This window comes from Nocardia sp. NPDC058114 (genome assembly GCF_042884695.1).
In the GTDB taxonomy this organism is placed as follows: domain Bacteria; phylum Actinomycetota; class Actinomycetes; order Mycobacteriales; family Mycobacteriaceae; genus Nocardia.
In genome coordinates this window covers 542,288-560,152 of record NZ_JBHVTK010000001.1, presented here as the reverse complement: position 1 = coordinate 560,152, position 17,865 = coordinate 542,288, and the positions used below count along the sequence as shown (strand labels likewise).

Genomic DNA, 17,865 nt, shown 5'->3' with positions numbered 1-17,865 from the left:
GTGCACGCACAAACGTGCGTGCATCCGGGCGCGGAACTCCGGCTACTTCGGTGGGTTGCCCACATCGGTGGCGCTGCGGCGCCAGTCACGGGGCGTCATCCCGAATGCCTCGCGGAATCGCCGGGCGAAGTGGGCGGCGTCGCGGAAACCCACGGCGCCGGCCACAGACGCGATGGACCGGTGCGCATAGCCTCTGTCGATCAGCATGTCGCGGCCCCGGACCAGGCGTTGTTCGATGATCCACTGCTCGAGGCTGATACCCGACTGTGCGCAGACTTTGTACAGGTGGCGCACAGAGATGTTGTTGCCGGCGGCGATATCGGGGATCTTCAAGTCCGAATCGGACAGGTGGGTCCGCACATACCCGAGGATCTGCTCGATCAGCAGCTGCTCCGGGATGGCGGCGCCGTCACCCGGCCCCCGGCCGGCCGCCGAGATCAGTAGCGCCCGAACCATTTCCAGACACGACTCACCCACGGAAGCAGCGGCCGGATCCGTTTCGAGCTGGTCGGCGATCCCGACCAGATGCTGGATCTGCGCCGTGACCATCGGGTACAGCGGCGACGCCGCCAGTCGCCCGTGCGCCGCGACGACCGTTTCCGCGGAAATGCCGAGACGCTCCCTGGACAGCTGCAGGCACAGCGTTCCGCCGAGACCGTGCCAGCCGGAGGCGAACGTCGTGGCCAGGTCGATCACTTCGCAGGCGCCGGGCTCGATCAGCGTTTGCGCACCGAACTGTTCGTGCCTGCGAACCTGTCCGTTCTGCACGGTCACCGTCAGGGTGTCGCTGGGCGTGGTTCGCTCATGCCGACTGGTTCGGCAGACCTGATGACCGGATACCTCCGAGCGAGTGAGCGCGATCGGACCCAGCATCCAGGCCTGGTGACGGCTGACCACTTCGGCCGGCGAATCCCACATCTGCAGGGTGGCCCCGATATCGGCTTCCTGCAGGATTGCGGTGACCGCCTCCCGCCGGTCCGCCGGCGTGAAGTAGTCGGAGTCGATCAGCACTGCCATTTGTGATCTCTACTTCGGATTCTCGTCGGCGGTGGTGTCCCTCCCATCGCCGACCGCTGCGCGTATTCGGGTGGTGGCGATTCGGGGGCCTGTAGTCGGCGATGCTATCGCGCCGTGGCGCGCCCGGAGCCCGATTCGGCAGGGTTGCCGCACCGACTTCACCGGCCCACGGTGGCGTGTTCCCTTGCCGTGGTTGGCCGTAACGCCAGGATTCGACGTTCGGCAGGTGTCGCCGTCGCAGCCCATTCCGGCCGTATAGCCGCATAGATGCACACGTCGCGCCACCGACCCTGGGTTCGGTACAGCTGGCGCAGCCGCGCCTCCGGCGTCAAGCCCACTCCCGACATCACCGTGTCCATCACCGGATGATCGTGGCGGTGCCCCGCCCATACTCGGTGAATCCCGAGCGGCCCGAAGGCGAATGCCGCCAACAGCCGCCCCGCCTCGATACCGCCCGCGCGCAGCGCCCCCTCCGGAACCACGACCAGACCGCCGATCATCGCGTTGCTGCCGAAATCCTCCACCAGCAGGCCGATGGTGCCGACCATGGTGTCCTCGCCCGGCGCCGTGATCGCCAAGGTGTACTTGCGCCGCGGAGTCTCGCCTCGGCAACGCAGGGCGGCGTCGAACGACGTCGCGGCCGCCCGCACGCCCATGCTGTCGGTGCCCATATATCGGGTCAGGTGCGGGTCGGTGAAGATCCGCTGATAGACGCCCAGATCACCGGCACGGAGATCACGCAACCGCAGCCGCGGACCGACCAGTTCCACATTGCGCAGATCGATCGTCAACGGACTTCCTCCATCGCCCGCACGAATGCCGGAGCGATCTGTGGGCCTACCGCGGGGATCAGCTCGTCGAGGTCGATATAGGTTCGCCCCGACGGGATCAGCTCGCCGAGCAGGATCCGGCGAGCCGTGTCCGCCACCAAGGCGCCGCCGAGCATCACCCCGGAGGCGAGCTGCGGCCAGCTGCACAGGCTTCGGCCGATCTCACCGACAGCGTCGCGCATCGCCGGACTCAGCCGCGGCTCGTCGACCACTGCCAGCAGAAGAGCCAGCAGCTCGCCCCGGTTCATCCCCGCGACATCGGACGAGGTCGACCCACCGATGCGGCCGTGGAACAGCGGGCGATGGGGTTCGCGATCGAAACGCTCCACATCCAGCAAGCCGCGATCGTTGGTGTCCATCAGTACCGGGATCTCTCGGCGCCGCGCGTACTCACGGGCAGCGACTTTCGCCCATACCGTGTCGCATTCCTCCACCAGCAGATCCAGCGGACGGGTGCCCTCCGCCCCGTCGAAGAACGGCCCGATCGATTCCTCGGTCAACCCGTCGGTGAACACCTCGATATCGAGATAGGGGTCGATCTCGAACATCTGACGCGCCGCCAGCACGGCCTTGGAGACCCCGAGATCGCCCACCCCGGCCCGCAGCCGGTTCAGATTCGACAGCCCGACGGTGTCGAAGTCGGCCAATCGGAACGATCCGCCGACCCCTTCCATCGCCAGCGTCACAGCCGCGCTGTTGCCCACCGACAGCCCGATCACACCGATCCGGCGCTCGCGCAGGACTCGCTGCTGCACTCGGTCGATCTTGTTGCGATTCCGATCTGTCCGCACCCGCTGGAAAACCTTGCGCGGCAGCACATGTACCAAACTGCCGTTCCACGGATAGAACACCCACGTCCCCCACTGCCACAACGGAGTCCCGTCACAGATCCGACGACGGGACGCCACCAGTGAGCCGGTCGACTGCGCGACCGCAGGGTCCTCGCAGCGGATCAGTTCGTCGAGCTGATCCTCGATCGTGTCGTGCACCGCACTGACCGAACCCGACGCCGTCAGCGCTTCGAGATCACGCAGCCCTTCCGGGCTCGATGCATCGAGCAGCTCGGGACGGAAATGCGACGTCGCGGCGCCGGGCGTGAGTGCCGCCGGACGCGGAACCGAGCGATGCCAAACCATGTGTGCACAAACCTCCGACCCTCATGAGGCGAACGGCCACCCGCTCGCCTCTGTCGACCAAGACGCGCAAAGGATACACACAGCACACCTTCAGCAAACCGACCTTCGGTCCACCGGCATGGCGCGACAATACCTCCGGCAAACTGGGACTATGACCAATTGAGTCGGCACGAAAGGCGACCCGTTCCACCGCTCTTTCTCACTATCGCAATAATCCCGCAAGCATCGATTCCAGGGTCTCGGGTGCCGACGACCGCTCACTGGCGCCCGGTTCACCAGAGCGGACACAGTTCGCACCGGCCGGCCACCCCGGGGACGGACTTCCACCGGCATGGCACAGAACAGTCCGGCTACACCGCCGGCGCAGTGGACCCGAGGCACACCATTTGCTCGAATCGGAGCGATACCCTTGAGCAAGGGAGTCTTGATGGAAGGAGCTGACGTGGGGCAACTGGGCCGCATCGCGTATAGCCGCTCTGTGATCGCCCGAGGCTGATCTCGAGCTGCCGATGCCCGAGCCGATCGACCTGGTCGATGCAGCCGAACGAACCCGCACCGCGCTCGCCAGTGCCGTGGCGGAACTCTCGCAGGCTTGGGCGTCCGGTTCTCCACCCGACCTCTCGGCGTTCCTACCCAGGGAACCCGCAGCGCGGCACACCGTTCTGGTCGAACTGATCAAGATCGACCTCGAATACCGCTGGCTTCGGTATCACTTTCCCAAACGACTGATCGAATACCGCGCGGAATTCGCCGAGCTGCGGGATGGTCCGCTGCCCGCCGAGCTCGTCTACGAGGAATTCCATGCCGTGCGCCGCGGATCGGAGGCAACCGATGCGGCTCCCACCGCGGATGCGGTGACCGCGGGGGCGACCAGCCCCGACCTCGTGAGCGACTACCACAGCACGATCATCGCGCGTCCCGGCGCGCAGGTTCTGCTCGACGCCGTCGATGTCGGCGACCACGTCGACGACTTCGACCTCCTGATGAGGATCGGCGCCGGCGCCTTCGCCCAGGTCTATCTGGCTCGGCAACAATCGATGCAGCGACTCGTCGCGGTCAAGATCTCCCACAACCACGGCATCGAACCGCAGACTCTCGCCCAGCTCGACCACGAATACATCGTGCGCATCTTCGACCAGCGGCTCATCGCCGACGGCCAGCTGAAGCTGCTCTACATGCAGTACCTACCGGGCGGGACGCTGCTCGACGTGCTGCGGTTGCGGCGCTCGACGCCGCCGGAACGCCACGGTGGGCAACTGCTGCTCGACGCCGTCGACGAGGTCCTCGCCGCGAAGGGTGAGGTCCGGCCGACCGAATCGGCGATCCGGACCAGGACCTCGGCACTGACCTGGCCGGAGACCGTCGCCTGGCTGGGTCGCCGACTCGCGGACGCGCTGCAGCACGCGTCCGAGCGAGGGGTGCTGCATCGAGATATCAAACCTGCGAATGTGCTGCTGAGCGCCGAGGGAGTGCCGAAGTTGGCCGACTTCAACGTCAGCTTCAGCCAACGCGTCAAGGGCACCAGCCCCCTGGCCTACTTCGGCGGATCCCTGGCGTACATGTCGCCCGAACAGCTCGAAGCCTGCCATCCCGACCTGCCCGCGACCGCTTTCGATCTCGACACTCGCAGCGACATCTTCGCGCTGGCCGTCATGCTGTGGGAATTGCTCACGGGGCGGCGGCCCTTCCCCGACGAGACCTCCGCCGGCGAGTCGGAGACGTCGCTGGCTCGCATGCTCGAATTGCGGCGCCGACCGGTAGAGGCGGCATTCTTGTCGGAGCTTCCGCCGGATTGCCCCATGGCGCTGCGCCGCGTGCTCCTGAAATGCCTGTCGCCCGACCGCGAGGACCGTTATTCGTCCGGTTCGGAGGTGGCCCAGCAGTTCGACCTGTGCCTCGAGAAGAGGGCCCGCGACCTCGTCGATCCGCCGCCGGACAGTTGGCGAACGCGACTGTCGCGATGGCCCACCCTCACCCTCTGGCTGTCATCGATGGTCGGTGTCGGCCTGGCTACGCTGTACCTGGCTGTGCACGCCCAGGAACTGATCAGAGAGCGCCTGCCCGATGCCGCGAACGCGCAGATCAACAGGGGCGTGATGGTGTGCATCCTCTGCGGCTTTCTGCTGGCCGTTGTCATCTACGTCTGCATTTCACGTGATCAGCTCGAGGTTCTTCGCGGCTTGCGCAAGGGCAGACGCTACGACGAGGCAAGGCTCGCGCGGGTGCGGTCACGGACACTGCTGTGGGGCGACCTGTGTGCGCTCAACACCCTGCTGTCCGCGCTTCTCGCCACCGGGACGGCCGTGCTGCTGCTGCGCTGGTTCACCGATCTTCCGGTGCGGTTGCAGGTCCATGCGGCGATGACTGTTCTGGTGGCGGGCACCATCTCGGTCGCCTACACCTTCTTCCTTTCCACGTTCTATCTCGTCCGCTGCGTCTATCCCCGCTACCTGCGCCACGGGCGCACGACGGAGCGCGACTCCGCCGACTTGCGCTGGCTGCGCCGCAGGACCACGGTCTACCTCGCGGTGACGGCGTCGGTGCCGGTGGTCGGGGTGCTGGCCGGATTCAGCTTTCTCGAACCCGAGGAGCTGTGGCTCGTGCGCGATTCGGTACTGGGGCTGTGCGCGGCCGGCGGGCTCGCCTTCGTCGCCGTGTATTGGTTGTTCCGGAAGCTGGACGCGGACCTGCGCGCGCTCAGCCGGGTGGTCTAATCAACCCATGGCGACCTGGATCCGTCTGCCACGCCTCCCGTGCCGCAGGCAGGGAACCAACATTTCTTCACGCATATTGCACAAAAATGGCACTAGTCGATGACTCCTCCGGGAGCCCTCCGTCAACTCGCCCGCCACCATCGAGCTGCCTCCACCCCGAGCAGGGAAGAGTCGACGACCAGGGGCGGCCTAGTGGGCGAGTTGGTCCTCTGTGACGCGTCACTGAGCGTACTGCTCGCCGAAATGCGCGAGGCCATCACTCGCTACGGACCCGTCATGGCGCCATCCACACGCTCGACGACCGGCCAGCTCGCCAACGACTTACTGGGCGTGGAGACGTCCGACTTCGCTCTCGTCGACCGGGATCGGCAGCAACAAGCTCGCCGAAGCCATGCGCGACATCGCCGTCCTACACAACGTCCTCGACACCAACCCGGTCAACAACGTCGCTTGCGGCAATCGATCGACCGCGGCACTCTTCCCGCGCCTCGGGGGCTGCGCGTCGGCGTGTCCCGGATCCGAGCAGGACCGAGCCGTCGGCACATCTCGCGCGTGCGCGCCTGTGATGCCTACCGGAGCAGCGGGCGTGCATCACCGGCGCCGGCGAGCTCCGAAGGCGATCTGTCATCGAGCAAGGTGAGAGGTAAGAACACGTGCGCTGTGACTCCGCCGTGGTCCGACTCGGTGAGTCGGACCTTGATCTCGTTGCGGCCGGCGAGGATCGAGACCACGATCAACCCCATGCGCGCATCACTGGACAGGTGCATGATGCCGAAATCCGGTGCGCTGTCGAGAATTCGATTGATTCGGTTCAGTTCCCGCGGGGACAGTCCCCTCCCTTGGTCGGCGACCTCGACGACGGCGCCACCTTCGACGAGTCCGCCCGAGACCGTGACGGGTGCGGTCGTGGATGAGAAGTAGGTGGCGTTCTCGACCAGCTCGGCAAGCAAGTGGATGGTGTCGGCGACGACGCCGCCGTTGACCGAGACATCAGGGAAGCGGTTGAGTGTGACGCGCGTGTAGTCCTTGGACTCGGTGATCGCCCCCTGCACGACGTCGCTGAGCGGCACCGGATATCGCCATTGCCGTCCGGGACGTTCACCGCCGAGAATGATCAGGTTCTCGGCGTTGCGACGTTCGCGAGTGGCCAGATGGTCGAGTTCGAACAGCAGCTCCATCTTGTCCGGGTCCTCCTCGTGAGCTTCCGCGGCGTCCAGAACTTCCAGCTGGCGAGATGCCATGGCTTGGCTGCGGTGTGCGAGGTTCAAGAAGATCGCGTTGACCGCGCCGCGGGTCCGGGCTTCGGCCATCGCCGCGGACACCGCCGCGCGCTGTGCGGTGTCGAAAGCCTGTGCCAACTGCCCGATTTCATCGTCACCGAAGTCGGATGGAGGTAGAGCCGAGGTCAGATCGATCGCCTCACCAGCACCGATCCGGGACATGATCGCAGGCAGCTCGGTGTCCGCGACGGCCAACGTGTGCAGTCGAAGGCGTCGGAGTCGTCGAATGAGTCCACTCGCCAACCATGAGGTCAGAACGAACGCCACGGCGGCGATGATCAGCGCTGCGAGCATGGTCAGGGCGGAGGTGCGCACGGCGTTGTCCGCGATGTCGGTCGCTCGCTGTTGGACACCGGCGAAGTTGGTGCGCCACAGCGTCAACAGGCCGTTCACCATCAGTCCCAGAATCTGCTGTGCCGCCGCGGAATCGGTGGGCAGCGGCTCGGTGGGGTCGTCGCGGTCCGACGGGGCGGGGGCAGCGCCTCTGGCCACGACGGCGTTCTCGAACTCGACCAATTGTCTCCACTGTGGGCTGGAGGTCAGTTGCACGAGCCTCTGCCGGATAGTGGGATCGTCCTTGTGTGCCAGTGAGTCCAGGTCGGCGTGGTAGGCGCCGACCCTGGTGGCGAACGCTTGCAAGGCGGCCTGGTCGAGTGCGGTCTCTGCGTCTGCGGCCGCGACGAGTGCGTGCACCGCGGAGATGGCGTCAGCTGTGCGCAGCAAGGTCGCGGTCGTGGTCAAAGCGATAGTGCTGTCCACGTCGGGAGCTCTGGGGACCAATGCCTCGACCGCGATCGTCCCGGTCGCGGTGAGCAGGCTGTAGGCCTGGTACACCTCGTCGACTGTCGAGGTACCGCTGACCGTACGCGCGCGCACGGCGCCGAGTCGGCGGACCGTGTCACGCAGCTGGTGAGCGGAATCGTCGAACGCTCCGGTGGTGAGTTCGCCGAGTGAGGATGCGGCCTCCAGCAGTGCCGTGCCGGCGGCGTCGACGCGAAGGCGCTGGGCGTTGAGCTCGTCGGAGCCGAGTTCCGGCCGTGCGACGCGAGCCATCGCGAATCGACGTTCCCGCAGCATGGCTTCACTGAAGTCCACCGCCTGCGGCGCCACTCGGAGGATGAGTTCGGCCCACGCCCGGTTCTGCCGGTTCTCCTCGATGAGGTGCAGGCCTACCACGATCACCGCAGTAGCGAACACGATGCTCGGGATGAGCACGATGGCCATCACCCGTGCGCGAATTCCGGTCAGCGGATTCGATTTCGCCGGGCGCGCGGCAGGGTCGTGGCGGATCGGAGTGTGGGTCCGACCACCCCGTGTGCGCCGGAAGCGGGCGGCGCCGGCTCGTCGCGCGTTCGATTCCTTCCGTTCCAGCTGGTCTTTCATTGCCCACTCCCATCAGTTGATGAGAGAATCACATGCGATGCAAACATCAGTCAAGTGGCGTCGTGAGAGTGTCATGCCCGCTACTCGACTCGGTCGGACATCTCAGCTCCGTCGGCACCTCGGGGATCGGAGCAGGCGAGGACGACGGCGAGCCGTAGGCCGCCGAGTGGGCTCGTGATCAGTTCCGCGCGTCCGCCGTGTAGTTCGGCCTGCTGCGCGACCAGGGCGAGGCCGAGGCCCGATCCTTCGCGGGCCGCGCCGGAGCCCCGCCGGAATCGACCGAACACCACGTCGCGTTCGTTCTCGGGCAATCCGGTGCCGTTGTCGTCGACCGCCAGCAGGAATCCGTCACCGGTTCGGTGGACGGAGATCTCGATTCGGGTGGCGCGGCCGTGGCGGACCGCGTTCGTGATCGCGTTGTCGAGAATCAGGCGGATCCCGGCCGGGGAACAGTGGCAGTCCGCTCGTTGCTCGCCGGAGACGGCCAGGTGGAGTTCCGGATGGGTCCGTGCCGTGTCCGCGACGACCGAGTAGGCCAGCTCGACCACGTCGGACGGTTCACTGCTGTGGCGCGATGTCAGTTCACCGGCGGCGAGCAGTTCCAGCGCCACGAGCGTCGATTCGACCCGGCCGTGTTTGCGGAGCGCGTCGTCGAGGATCTGCGCGCGCTCGGCGGGCACCAGTTCGACATCCCGCGCGATCTCGATGTCCATGCGGATGGCGGTGAGCGGGGTTCGGAGCTCATGGGCGGCCGTATTCGCGAACGTGCGCGCTGTCTCGAGAGCCGAGATCGTGCGTTGCTGCGCGGAGTCGATCCGCGCGAGCATCGACCGGACCGAACCGGCGAGTCGATCGGCTTCCCGCACCCGGAACCATCCTCTCGCCTCGGGCAATTCGTCACCGGCATCGATCCTGCGGGTCAGGTCGATCAGTGGCCGGATCGCCCGGCCGCCGAGTAGCCATCCCAATCCCGATGCCACCGCGATCGCCGCCGCCCCGGCGAGCAGGACGTGCTGGCGCTGCTCCCGGGTCACCGATTCCGCCGCGGACAGGGGCGCGGCAACGGACACGAGGTGCGGGCCGATCGGAGACTGCTCCACCATCATGGTCTTGACGCGGTAGCCGGCATCGTCGAGCACCAGGGTCTGGTGCCCCTCGGGCAGCTCCGGCAGTCGCGTGGACGTGCTGGCGAGAACGGCGCTGTCCTGGTGCAGGGTGATGGCGGCGACGCCGCCGTCGCGCACGCTGCCGATGAACAGTTGCGCGGTACCGACATTCGCTTCGACCAGGCCGGTGATGATGTCGAGTTGCTCGTCGACGTGCCTGATGTTGTTCCGCTCGATCGCGACGAACAGGAAGACGGCGAGCGCGCCGACAACGAGCGTCGTTCCCGTCGCCGCCGCCACCGCGACCCGCGTTCGCAGCGAGAGATTCCCCCTCACGGCCCTTCCTCCCGGAGGACGAACCCGACAGCGCGCACCGTGTGCAGGAGGCGGGGCACGCCGTCTTCTTCGAGTTTGCGGCGAATGTGCCCCACGACGACATCCACGACATTGGTCTGCGGCCGAAAGTCGTAACCCCACACCGTCTCCAGCAGCCGGTCGCGGGTCACGACCTCCCCGTGATGGGTGGCCAGGACACTGATCAGCTCGAATTCCCGCCGTGTCAGCGGAATCTCGCGGCCACGGACCGTCACCCGCAGCGCCGCGAACTCGACCCGCAACACCCCGATGGTCACCGAGTCCTGCGCGGTGCTCCAGCCACTGCCGCGGCGGCGCAGCAGCGCACGCAACCGCGCGGTCAATTCGACGAAGTCGAACGGCTTGGTCAGGTAGTCGTCGGCGCCCAGCTCGAGCCCTTCGATCCGGTCCGATACCCGCGTGCGAGCGCTCACCACACAGATGGGCACGTCGTTGCCGAGTGCTCGCAGCGCGGTGATGAAGGCCAACCCGTCCAGTCCCGGCATCTCGATATCGAGCACCACCACGTCGGGCGTCTGCTCGCGGGTCACCGCCAGCGCGGCCGCGCCGTCGGCCGCGGTACACACCGCGAAGCCGTTGAGACGCAGACCACGTTCCAGCGATTCACGAACGTCGGCGTCGTCGTCGACGACCAGCACCATCCCGCTCGCACCCGGGGCGGCGGAACCCTCGCGGGCGTCCACGGCGCGCGGCCGCACCGTTCGCGCCGTGGTTGCTACGTGCACCTGAATTCACTTCCTCTGCCGGTCGAAACGCTTCCTGTCGAAGGTTTACCGATTGCTTGAGAGTTCTCTGACGACGATTGACTGATCAGATGATCATCTGTGACGTTTTATACCACCAGGGCGCAGTTCCGCCGATGACGCCGGTCACGCTCCTGCCGACCTCCCCGAGACGAACGGAGCCAGACCGGTGCGGACGAACATGCACACCGCGGCCATCGCGTTGGCGGCCGGTGCGGCCATCGCGCTCACGACCGCGCCCGGCACGGTGACGGGCAGCGCCGCCGCGGATCCGGGCTGCCCCGGTCTCACGGTCATCGCGATCCCTGGCACCTGGGAAACCGGCGAAGCCCGGCACACCCCGGGCCCCGGCATGCTCGCCGGCGTCACCGACGGCCTCCCCGCGAGCCAACAGGTCGCCTATGTCGACTATCCCGCGACGGCCTTCCCCTGGGAGGGCAAGGTCTACGGCGCCTCGCAGCGGGTCGCCGTCGACACCGCGCGCGAGATGATGCGAACCATCGCCGACCGCTGCTCCGGCACCGATTTCGCTCTGGTCGGCTACAGCCAGGGTGCCGACGCCGCCGGTGATCTGGCGGCGGAGATCGGCAGAGGCGGCGGGGTCGTGTCGCCGGATCGCGTGCAGGCCGTCGGCCTGCTCTCCGATCCCCAGCGGTCGCGGGCCGATGCCCAGGTCGGCCCGCCCGCCCGCGGCGTCGGCGTCCGGGGGCCGCGCCCCGACGGGTTCGGCTCGATCACGGCTCGAGTCCGCACGATCTGCGCTGTCGGCGATCTGTACTGCTCGACCGACGACGAGGACTTCGTCATCGCCATCGCCGGCGCCCTGGCCGGAGTTTCCGCCGACCACCCCGACGATCTGCCCCGCTACCGCAGCAGAGCAGCGGAAATGCTGACCGCCCTGCGATCCGCCGACGAACAGGGCGAGCTCACCGACCAGGCCCGCGATGAACGCGCGCGACAGCTCGCGCACTTCTACGGATCCGGAACGCACATGTCCTACGGCAGCTACCCCGTCGACGGCCGGCACACCGCCGTCACCTGGCTGCACGACTGGCTGTCCGCGCTCGGCTGATCCGACCCACCAGACCCTCCCCGGGAAATCTCCGCCACGAAGAAGGAACAGAAATGCGCATCAAGCACTTCACCGCCGTCTCAGCGATCCTGATCGGCGCGCTGGCCACCGGCACCGGGACGGCCTACGCCGACCCGGCCGACGACCTCGGCGTCGTGAACTACACGACGACCACGACCGACACGTCCACGCTCGTCCAGATCGACGCGGGCTCCCTGGTCGTCGAGGACGGCGCCCTGAAGGTGAAGGCACCGGACGGCAAGGTTCTCGCCGGCACCGAACTGAAGTTCCGCGTCGACGAATTCGTCTTCCCCATCGGAGCTGAGATCAACGAGCGGACTGCGACGCTCACTCCGCAGTTCACCCTGGACAAGGCCCACTATGAGCCGGTCGCCCTGCCCTACGAGGAGCAGGCCACCTGGAAGAACGACTACGACCGTGAGCGCGACGCCTGGGCCCGCATGACGAGCACGATCGGACTCGGCGCCTCGATCGGCGCCATGGTCGGCGGAATCGGCGGCGCGGCGGTCGGTTGCGTCATCGGCGGCGCGACCGGCGCGACACTGACCGGCGCGCTCGCGACCATGTTCAGTGGACTCCCGTCCGAGGTGCAGGGCTGCATCGCGGGTGTGGCGGCCGGTGGTTTCCTCGGCGTGCTGGCGGGACAGCTGCTCATCGCCGCGCCCGTGGCGATCTACGCCGCGGTCCAGTACTACACCACGATCAACCAGCCGTCGGTGCAGAGCCAGCAGCAGTCGAAGTAGCGGTCGGAAAGCCGGGCGCGCGGTGGGCCCCGCGCGCCCGTGGCCTTCCACTTCGAGCTGAGCCTCCGCCCGGTGACCAGTATCGAACTGGCTCCGACAACCCATGAAAAGAGACGAAGCGTTGATAGCGCTCTCCCGAATGACATTGTGGCTTGCCCTGTTCTCCTTGCTCACGTTTCTGCTCGTATCGACACCTCGGTCGAACGCCGCGTTCGATCCGGTCGGCGTCGACTTCTGGGTCGACTCCGATATGGGCCCCGTCAAGACCCGCGTATTCCGCGCGGCCGACGGCAACACCCAGCGCGTGGTCTATGCCCTCGACGGAATGTGGGCACGTGAGGACCTCAACGGCTGGGAGATCGAAACCGAGGTCGCCAGGACACTGACCGAGAACAACATCAATGTCGTGCTGCCGGTCGGCGGACAATCCAGTTTCTATATGGATTGGGATCGCCCGTCGTACCTTCCGGAGGGCGCCGTATCCGAAATCGCCGGTGATTCCGCACCCGACACCGGGCCGGGAAAGTCCTACACCTACACCTGGGAGACACTGTTGACCCGGGTCCTGCCCGCCGCCCTGCACGAACGGCTCGGCCTGTCCCCGACCCGCAACGGTGTCATCGGACTCTCGATGGGTGGTAGCGCCGCGTTCGCGCTCGCCGCTCATCATCCCGCCCAGTTCAGCTATGCCGCTTCCCTGTCCGGATATCTGAACCCGTCGGCTCCGGGCATGCGCGGAGCGATCTCGGCCGCCATGGCCAAGGCTGGTGGGTACAACATCTCGTGCATGATCAGCTCGCCGACCTCCGACAAATGGCAGTGGATGGATCCCATGTTCCTCGCCCCCGGCCTCATCCGGAACGGGACCGAGCTGTGGGTGTCGGCCGCCAACGGCGTGCCGTCCGAGGCCGGGGAGCCGAGCAAGCAGGCCGCGGAGGGCTCGGCACTCGAGACGCTGTCCCTGACCAACTCACGGTCGTTCCAGACACGCATGAAGTTACTGGGCGCCACCACCGTGACCTACGACTTCCCTTCCTCGGGTGTCCACGCCTGGAAGTACTGGGAAGCCCAGGTCGTGAAGATGCTGCCCGTCCTGTCCGGCGCCATCGGCTGAGCCGACCCTTCGCGCCGGTCGGTCGCTGTGGGTGCGACGCCGGGCCCACAGCGACCGCCACACCCACGCCACGAGTCGCACGCATCGGTACTGAATATCCGATCAGTTATGATTGCTGCGGCAACTCGAGGTGGAGGGCAGATGACAGCCGAGCAGACCACACCCACGCGTACCGATCGTCGCCGGGAACGCACGCGCAATGCGCTGCTCGGCGCTGCGCGGAAGTTCTTGTCCGAGGGCAAGTCATCGGTCAGCATCAAGGAGATCACCGACGCCGCGGACGTCGGTTTCGGCTCCTTCTACAACCACTTCGACTCCAAAGAACAGCTCTTCGACGAGGCCGTGCGGTCCGCGCTGAACGTCTACAGCACGATGCGCGACCAGGTCGTGGCTCGCTACGACGACCCGGCCGAGGTCTTCGCGGTCAGCTTCCGGCTGACCGGACGGCTACAGCGCCGACTTCCCGAGATGGTGCGCGTGGTCCTGCATTCCGGCATGGGGGTCATGTTGCGCGACGAGGGGCTCGCGCCCCGTGCCCGTCAGGACATCGTGGCCGCGCAGGAGGCAGGGCGCTTCGAACCGATGGATCCCGATCTGGCCGTCATGGCGGCGGGCGGAACGCTGCTGGGACTGCTGCAACTGCTCGACGCCGATCCGGATGCGGACGCGGCGGCACTCGCCGACGACATGGCATATCGAGCCCTGCGCATGTTCGGCGTGAACAAGCGAACCGCGCAGCGCCTCAGCTCCGGACCACTCCCCCAGCTGCCCGCCGACCCCGATCTGCCCCTCGGGGCCGGCGAGTAGACCCACACTCGGTCCGGCCGGGACAGATGCGGACAGGCGTCACCGGTTCGGGTCGAACTCTTCGGTTCCGAGCACGAGGCGCAGTCCGGAAATCCCGGAATGCGCTCGTGCGTAAGCGAGTTCGCGGCTGATGTCGCCGACATTGTTGATGATGGGCAACCCGAGCCCCACAGTCGAGAGCGTGCCCACCGCTCGTCCTTCGGCGTCGAGGAAGGCGCTTCCGCTGTCACCCGGAATGCCGGGCGTCGGCGATTTCAGGGCGTGGGTCCACCCGCCGAGTGAGCTGTCATCGGCGAAGCTCTCACCTCGCTGCGGCGACAGCCCGGGGAGGCCACCCCGGATTCTCGAGTTGCCATAGCTGTAGACGTGTTCGCCCTCGGGCGTGCCGGTGATGTTGAGACCGGTGGGACCGCCCCAGTACGGCACGCTCGGATTGACCCGATCGACGAGGCCGGGGTCGATCTCGATCAGCGCGAAGTCGTTGTACGCGCAGGCATTCGGGTCCGCTTCGCCGAGTTGCCGCATCGTCAGCCAGCTGCTGTAGGCCAGCCGGCCGGTGCCGATGGTGGTGCCGTCGGAACGGAGTGAGCCACGGCGGGTGAAATCGACCGCGGTGTCGAGCGGCTGACCGGTGGCCGTACATCCGTCGGTTTCGGTGGATCCGCCCGTTCCGGCGCAGTGCGCGGACTGGCCGAGGTAGACCCTGTCGGTGTCGTCGACGAACACGTAGTTCGTCGTGCACTGCCCGCCTCCGTGCGTGTTCGCTTGGATCCCGGGGGTCAGGACGGCCGAACCGGCGGCCGCCCACCGATGACCGGCGTCTTCCGGGGTGACCACCTCCGCCGCGACGGGACTCGTCGTCCGGGGCGACGTCGCGACCGTGCCGCTCGCACCGGACTCCCGCGATCCTCCCGGTACGCCGATTCCACACCCGGAGATCAACAGTGACGCGGAGCACATGACTCCGATCACAGGCAGGGCGACTACGCGCTGCAGGTTCGACATCTCAACCCGGTCCCTTCTGCCGGTGCGGGGCATGGAGCAGCGCGCCGACCGGGCGATAGTTTATGACTGTTTCATCAATAATGATGGTCAGTTCTATAAACTGCAACGACGCCGCACCGAGAGTGACGGGAGTCATCCCGATCCGAGCCCGACGCTCCGGGCGTATTTGATGATTTCATCACCAGATCGTGCCGATGCTTCTATCATTTGTGATCGCATCATCATTTATTGGAGCGCGAAGGGACCCGTTCATGCTGGGCAGAAAGAAGGCCGGGTTCCACTGGCTGTGCGTCGCGGGCGGAGCAGCCGCCCTCACCCTCGGCGGTTGCTCCGCCCTGCCGACATCGACGCCTCCCACCAAGATCACCGCGGATTTCGAGAACATCGCGGGCATGTACGAGGGCAACGAGATCATGGTCCTCGGCCTCGCGGTCGGCAAGGTCGACAAGATCGTCCCCAAGGGCACCTACGTCGAGGTCCACATGACCGTTGACGCAGGCATCGAGATCCCGAAAGACGCCATCGCGGCGATCATCTCGCCCTCGATCGTCACCGACCGCCACATCGAGATCACCCCGCCCTACACCGGCGGCGACACCCTCGAATCCGGCGATCACCTGCCGCTCACGCGGACCAGGACCCCGGTCGAGCTGGACACGATGATCAAGACCATCGACCAGTTCGCAGCCTCGCTCGAGCCCGAGGAAGGCCAGGAGGGTCTCGGCCCGCTCTCAGGCCGGGCGCTCTACCCGGTGCTCAACGGCAACGGCCAGAAGATCCGCGAAACCCTCGACGCGCTCTCGGGTGCTTTGAAGGTCGGTGTCGACAACAAAGACGCCATCGCCAACATCATCATCAAGCTCAACGAGCTCACGACGATGCTGGCCGACAACGACCAGTCGGTGCGCGACTTCAGCGACCGGATGACCGCCATGTCGGGGCTGCTAGCCGAGCAGGCGCCCGGCCTGCAGGCAACACTGGACCAGCTCAACGCCTTCCTGGCCAACACCAGCATCGCATTCGCCGGGCACCAGGACGAGCTCGCCGCCTCACTCGCCGGTTTGACCAATGTCACCAACCAACTACGTGCGAACTCCGGCGCGCTCACCGAGATCGTTGACCTCACTCCGCTGCTCATGGAGAACATCGACCGCACGATGGACAAAGACGGAAGGTACTTCCGCCAGAACGTGCTGATCGGAACCGCCCTGTCGGGCGAGATCATCAGCGTCTTCTGCGAGCGGATCCAGATGCGCGCGGACGGCTGCCGCACCGGCAACATGCAGGACTTCGGTCCCGACTACGGACTCACGGCCGCCCTGCTGGGGCTGACGAAGTAGCCCGCACCCAGCGCGAAGCTGCTGACATTTTCATCACTATAGCTAGAGAGTCGTCGTAACTGATACTATCATCACATAAGTGCCGATGGTGTGGCCGCAGATCTCTCCACCATGAACGGAAGGACCCGATGAACGCGGACCGAATCGACGTGCATCAGCACATGATCCCGCCGGTCTATCGCGACGCGCTGCGCCGCCACGGCATCACCGCCTCGGGTGGCCGGGATCTGCCGGACTGGTCGCCGGACTCGGCTCTGAGCCTGATGGCGACTGCGAGGATCGGCTCGGCGATTCTGTCGGTGTCGACACCCGGAACCACCTTCCTTACCGATCCCGCCGAGGCCACGACGCTCGCCCAGGCCCTCAACGACTACTCCTGCGAGATCTCGGCCGCCCACCCGGGACAGCTCGGATTCATGGCCACCTTGCCCATGCCCGACGTGCGAGCGTCCCGGCTGGAAGCCGAACGAGCCCTCGATACTCTCGGCGCCGACGGAGTGGTGCTGCTCGGGAACTCCGCCGGGGTTTATCTCGGCGCCGAGGGCCAGGACGAACTCTTCCGCGCGCTCGACGACCGTCGCGCGGTCGTTCTGGTACACCCGGCGGATCTTCCCGGCGAGTCGGTTCCCGGAATCCTGCCCTTCGCCGCGGACTTCCTCCTCGACACGACCCGGGCCGCCTACCTGTTGGTGCGCAACGGGATTCGACGTCGGTACCCGAACATCAAGTTCATCCTGTCGCACGGTGGCGGCTTCGTCCCCTACGCGGCCCACCGGCTGGCGCTCACCATCTTCAGCGAAACCGGAGTGAGCCCGGCCGACCTGATCGACGAGTTCGCCGGGTTCTATTTCGACACCGCGCTGTCCTCGAGCGCGTCGGCCCTGCCGAGCCTGCTGTCGTTCGCCCGGCCGGGCCACGTCCTCTACGGCAGCGACTGGCCGTTCGCCCCCGATCCGGCGGTGCTCTACTTCGGCGGCGGCCTCGACGCCTACGCGGGTTTCGACGACGCCCAGCGCCGTGCCGTCGAGCGCGTCAACGCACTCACCCTGTTCCCCCGTTTCGGTGCCGCCCCGACCATCGCACCGTCGACGCCGGTGCTGAACCGGGTTCGGAGCACGATTCGGCGCCAAGCTTTCCGTGGCATCGCACGGGCGATCGGTCCACGAGCGTAGGCCGGAG

The 17,865-nt window shown here is 66.7% G+C and carries 14 protein-coding genes; 7 read left to right on the top strand and 7 right to left on the bottom strand.

What is annotated here, in order from left to right; genetic code table 11:
• Positions 1–42 precede the first annotated feature (42 nt).
• The 3 genes from ACFVVI_RS02500 to ACFVVI_RS02490 all read right to left on the bottom strand — a co-directional run bounded on the left by ACFVVI_RS02500 (position 43) and on the right by ACFVVI_RS02490 (position 2,983).
• Entirely contained in the window at positions 43–1,017 is a 975-nt protein-coding gene (locus ACFVVI_RS02500; RefSeq protein ID WP_378988839.1) for a helix-turn-helix domain-containing protein, read from the bottom strand.
• A gap of 158 nt (positions 1,018–1,175) precedes the next feature.
• Positions 1,176–1,808, bottom strand: coding sequence for a GNAT family N-acetyltransferase (locus tag ACFVVI_RS02495; RefSeq protein WP_387442657.1), 633 nt, complete (start codon positions 1,806–1,808; stop codon positions 1,176–1,178).
• Entirely contained in the window at positions 1,805–2,983 is a 1,179-nt protein-coding gene (locus tag ACFVVI_RS02490) for a ThiF family adenylyltransferase (RefSeq protein WP_387442655.1), read from the bottom strand. Before ACFVVI_RS02490 ends, ACFVVI_RS02495 begins: the two co-directional genes overlap by 4 nt.
• Positions 2,984–3,492: 509 nt before the next feature.
• Here ACFVVI_RS02490 and ACFVVI_RS02485 point away from each other — a divergent pair.
• On the top strand, positions 3,493–5,697 hold the full coding sequence (locus tag ACFVVI_RS02485; RefSeq protein WP_387442653.1) for a serine/threonine-protein kinase: 2,205 nt from the start codon (positions 3,493–3,495) through the stop codon (positions 5,695–5,697).
• A 569-nt stretch (positions 5,698–6,266) separates the two neighbouring features.
• On the opposite strand, the gene ACFVVI_RS02480 is transcribed toward ACFVVI_RS02485, so the two are convergent.
• The 3 genes from ACFVVI_RS02480 to ACFVVI_RS02470 form a co-directional block, all read right to left on the bottom strand.
• Positions 6,267–8,360 carry a nitrate- and nitrite sensing domain-containing protein gene (locus ACFVVI_RS02480; RefSeq protein ID WP_387442652.1) on the bottom strand — a complete coding sequence of 698 codons (2,094 nt, stop codon included), beginning with the start codon at positions 8,358–8,360 and terminating at the stop codon, positions 6,267–6,269.
• A gap of 80 nt (positions 8,361–8,440) precedes the next feature.
• Positions 8,441–9,802, bottom strand: coding sequence for a sensor histidine kinase (locus ACFVVI_RS02475; protein ID WP_387442650.1), 1,362 nt, complete (start codon positions 9,800–9,802; stop codon positions 8,441–8,443).
• Positions 9,799–10,482, bottom strand: a complete 684-nt coding sequence (locus ACFVVI_RS02470) for a response regulator transcription factor (RefSeq protein WP_378989128.1) — start codon at positions 10,480–10,482, stop codon at positions 9,799–9,801. Before ACFVVI_RS02470 ends, ACFVVI_RS02475 begins: the two co-directional genes overlap by 4 nt.
• Positions 10,483–10,753: 271 nt before the next feature.
• On the opposite strand from ACFVVI_RS02470, the gene ACFVVI_RS02465 reads away from it, so the two are divergent.
• From ACFVVI_RS02465 to ACFVVI_RS02450, 4 genes are all read left to right on the top strand, one after another.
• The gene (locus ACFVVI_RS02465) at positions 10,754–11,656 is read left to right on the top strand and encodes a cutinase family protein (protein WP_387442648.1); all 903 of its coding nucleotides are present in this window, start codon (positions 10,754–10,756) and stop codon (positions 11,654–11,656) included.
• 53 nt (positions 11,657–11,709) lie between these two features.
• Complete coding sequence (locus ACFVVI_RS02460) at positions 11,710–12,420, top strand: hypothetical protein (protein WP_378871200.1); 711 nt, start codon at positions 11,710–11,712, stop codon at positions 12,418–12,420.
• Between the two features lie 139 nt (positions 12,421–12,559).
• A complete protein-coding gene (locus ACFVVI_RS02455; RefSeq protein ID WP_387442647.1) occupies positions 12,560–13,534 on the top strand; it encodes an alpha/beta hydrolase in 975 nt (324 codons plus the stop codon).
• A 141-nt stretch (positions 13,535–13,675) separates the two neighbouring features.
• Positions 13,676–14,341 carry a TetR/AcrR family transcriptional regulator gene (locus ACFVVI_RS02450; RefSeq protein WP_378871194.1) on the top strand — a complete coding sequence of 222 codons (666 nt, stop codon included), beginning with the start codon at positions 13,676–13,678 and terminating at the stop codon, positions 14,339–14,341.
• A 39-nt stretch (positions 14,342–14,380) separates the two neighbouring features.
• Here the strand turns inward: ACFVVI_RS02450 and ACFVVI_RS02445 are convergent, their stop codons facing one another.
• On the bottom strand, positions 14,381–15,346 hold the full coding sequence (locus ACFVVI_RS02445) for a hypothetical protein (protein WP_387442644.1): 966 nt from the start codon (positions 15,344–15,346) through the stop codon (positions 14,381–14,383).
• A gap of 251 nt (positions 15,347–15,597) precedes the next feature.
• Between ACFVVI_RS02445 and ACFVVI_RS02440 the strand changes: the two genes are divergently transcribed.
• Both ACFVVI_RS02440 and ACFVVI_RS02435 read left to right on the top strand, forming a co-directional pair.
• Positions 15,598–16,686 carry an MlaD family protein gene (locus ACFVVI_RS02440; RefSeq protein WP_387442641.1) on the top strand — a complete coding sequence of 363 codons (1,089 nt, stop codon included), beginning with the start codon at positions 15,598–15,600 and terminating at the stop codon, positions 16,684–16,686.
• Positions 16,687–16,814: 128 nt separating this feature from the next.
• Entirely contained in the window at positions 16,815–17,858 is a 1,044-nt protein-coding gene (locus ACFVVI_RS02435; protein ID WP_387442638.1) for an amidohydrolase family protein, read from the top strand.
• The last annotated feature ends 7 nt before the right edge of the window (positions 17,859–17,865 follow it).

What these genes read in the sequence shown, in the direction of transcription:
- ACFVVI_RS02445 (WP_387442644.1), bottom strand. Translation starts at nt 15,346, where the DNA reads ATGTCGAACCTGCAGCGCGTAGTCGCCCTGCCTGTGATCGGAGTCATG.
- ACFVVI_RS02450 (WP_378871194.1), top strand. Translation starts at nt 13,676, where the DNA reads ATGACAGCCGAGCAGACCACACCCACGCGTACCGATCGTCGCCGGGAA.
- ACFVVI_RS02485 (WP_387442653.1), top strand. Translation starts at nt 3,493, where the DNA reads ATGCCCGAGCCGATCGACCTGGTCGATGCAGCCGAACGAACCCGCACC.
- ACFVVI_RS02500 (WP_378988839.1), bottom strand. Translation starts at nt 1,017, where the DNA reads ATGGCAGTGCTGATCGACTCCGACTACTTCACGCCGGCGGACCGGCGG.
- ACFVVI_RS02490 (WP_387442655.1), bottom strand. Translation starts at nt 2,983, where the DNA reads ATGGTTTGGCATCGCTCGGTTCCGCGTCCGGCGGCACTCACGCCCGGC.
- ACFVVI_RS02455 (WP_387442647.1), top strand. Translation starts at nt 12,560, where the DNA reads ATGACATTGTGGCTTGCCCTGTTCTCCTTGCTCACGTTTCTGCTCGTA.
- ACFVVI_RS02460 (WP_378871200.1), top strand. Translation starts at nt 11,710, where the DNA reads ATGCGCATCAAGCACTTCACCGCCGTCTCAGCGATCCTGATCGGCGCG.
- ACFVVI_RS02435 (WP_387442638.1), top strand. Translation starts at nt 16,815, where the DNA reads ATGAACGCGGACCGAATCGACGTGCATCAGCACATGATCCCGCCGGTC.
- ACFVVI_RS02470 (WP_378989128.1), bottom strand. Translation starts at nt 10,482, where the DNA reads ATGGTGCTGGTCGTCGACGACGACGCCGACGTTCGTGAATCGCTGGAA.
- ACFVVI_RS02440 (WP_387442641.1), top strand. Translation starts at nt 15,598, where the DNA reads ATGCTGGGCAGAAAGAAGGCCGGGTTCCACTGGCTGTGCGTCGCGGGC.
- ACFVVI_RS02480 (WP_387442652.1), bottom strand. Translation starts at nt 8,360, where the DNA reads ATGAAAGACCAGCTGGAACGGAAGGAATCGAACGCGCGACGAGCCGGC.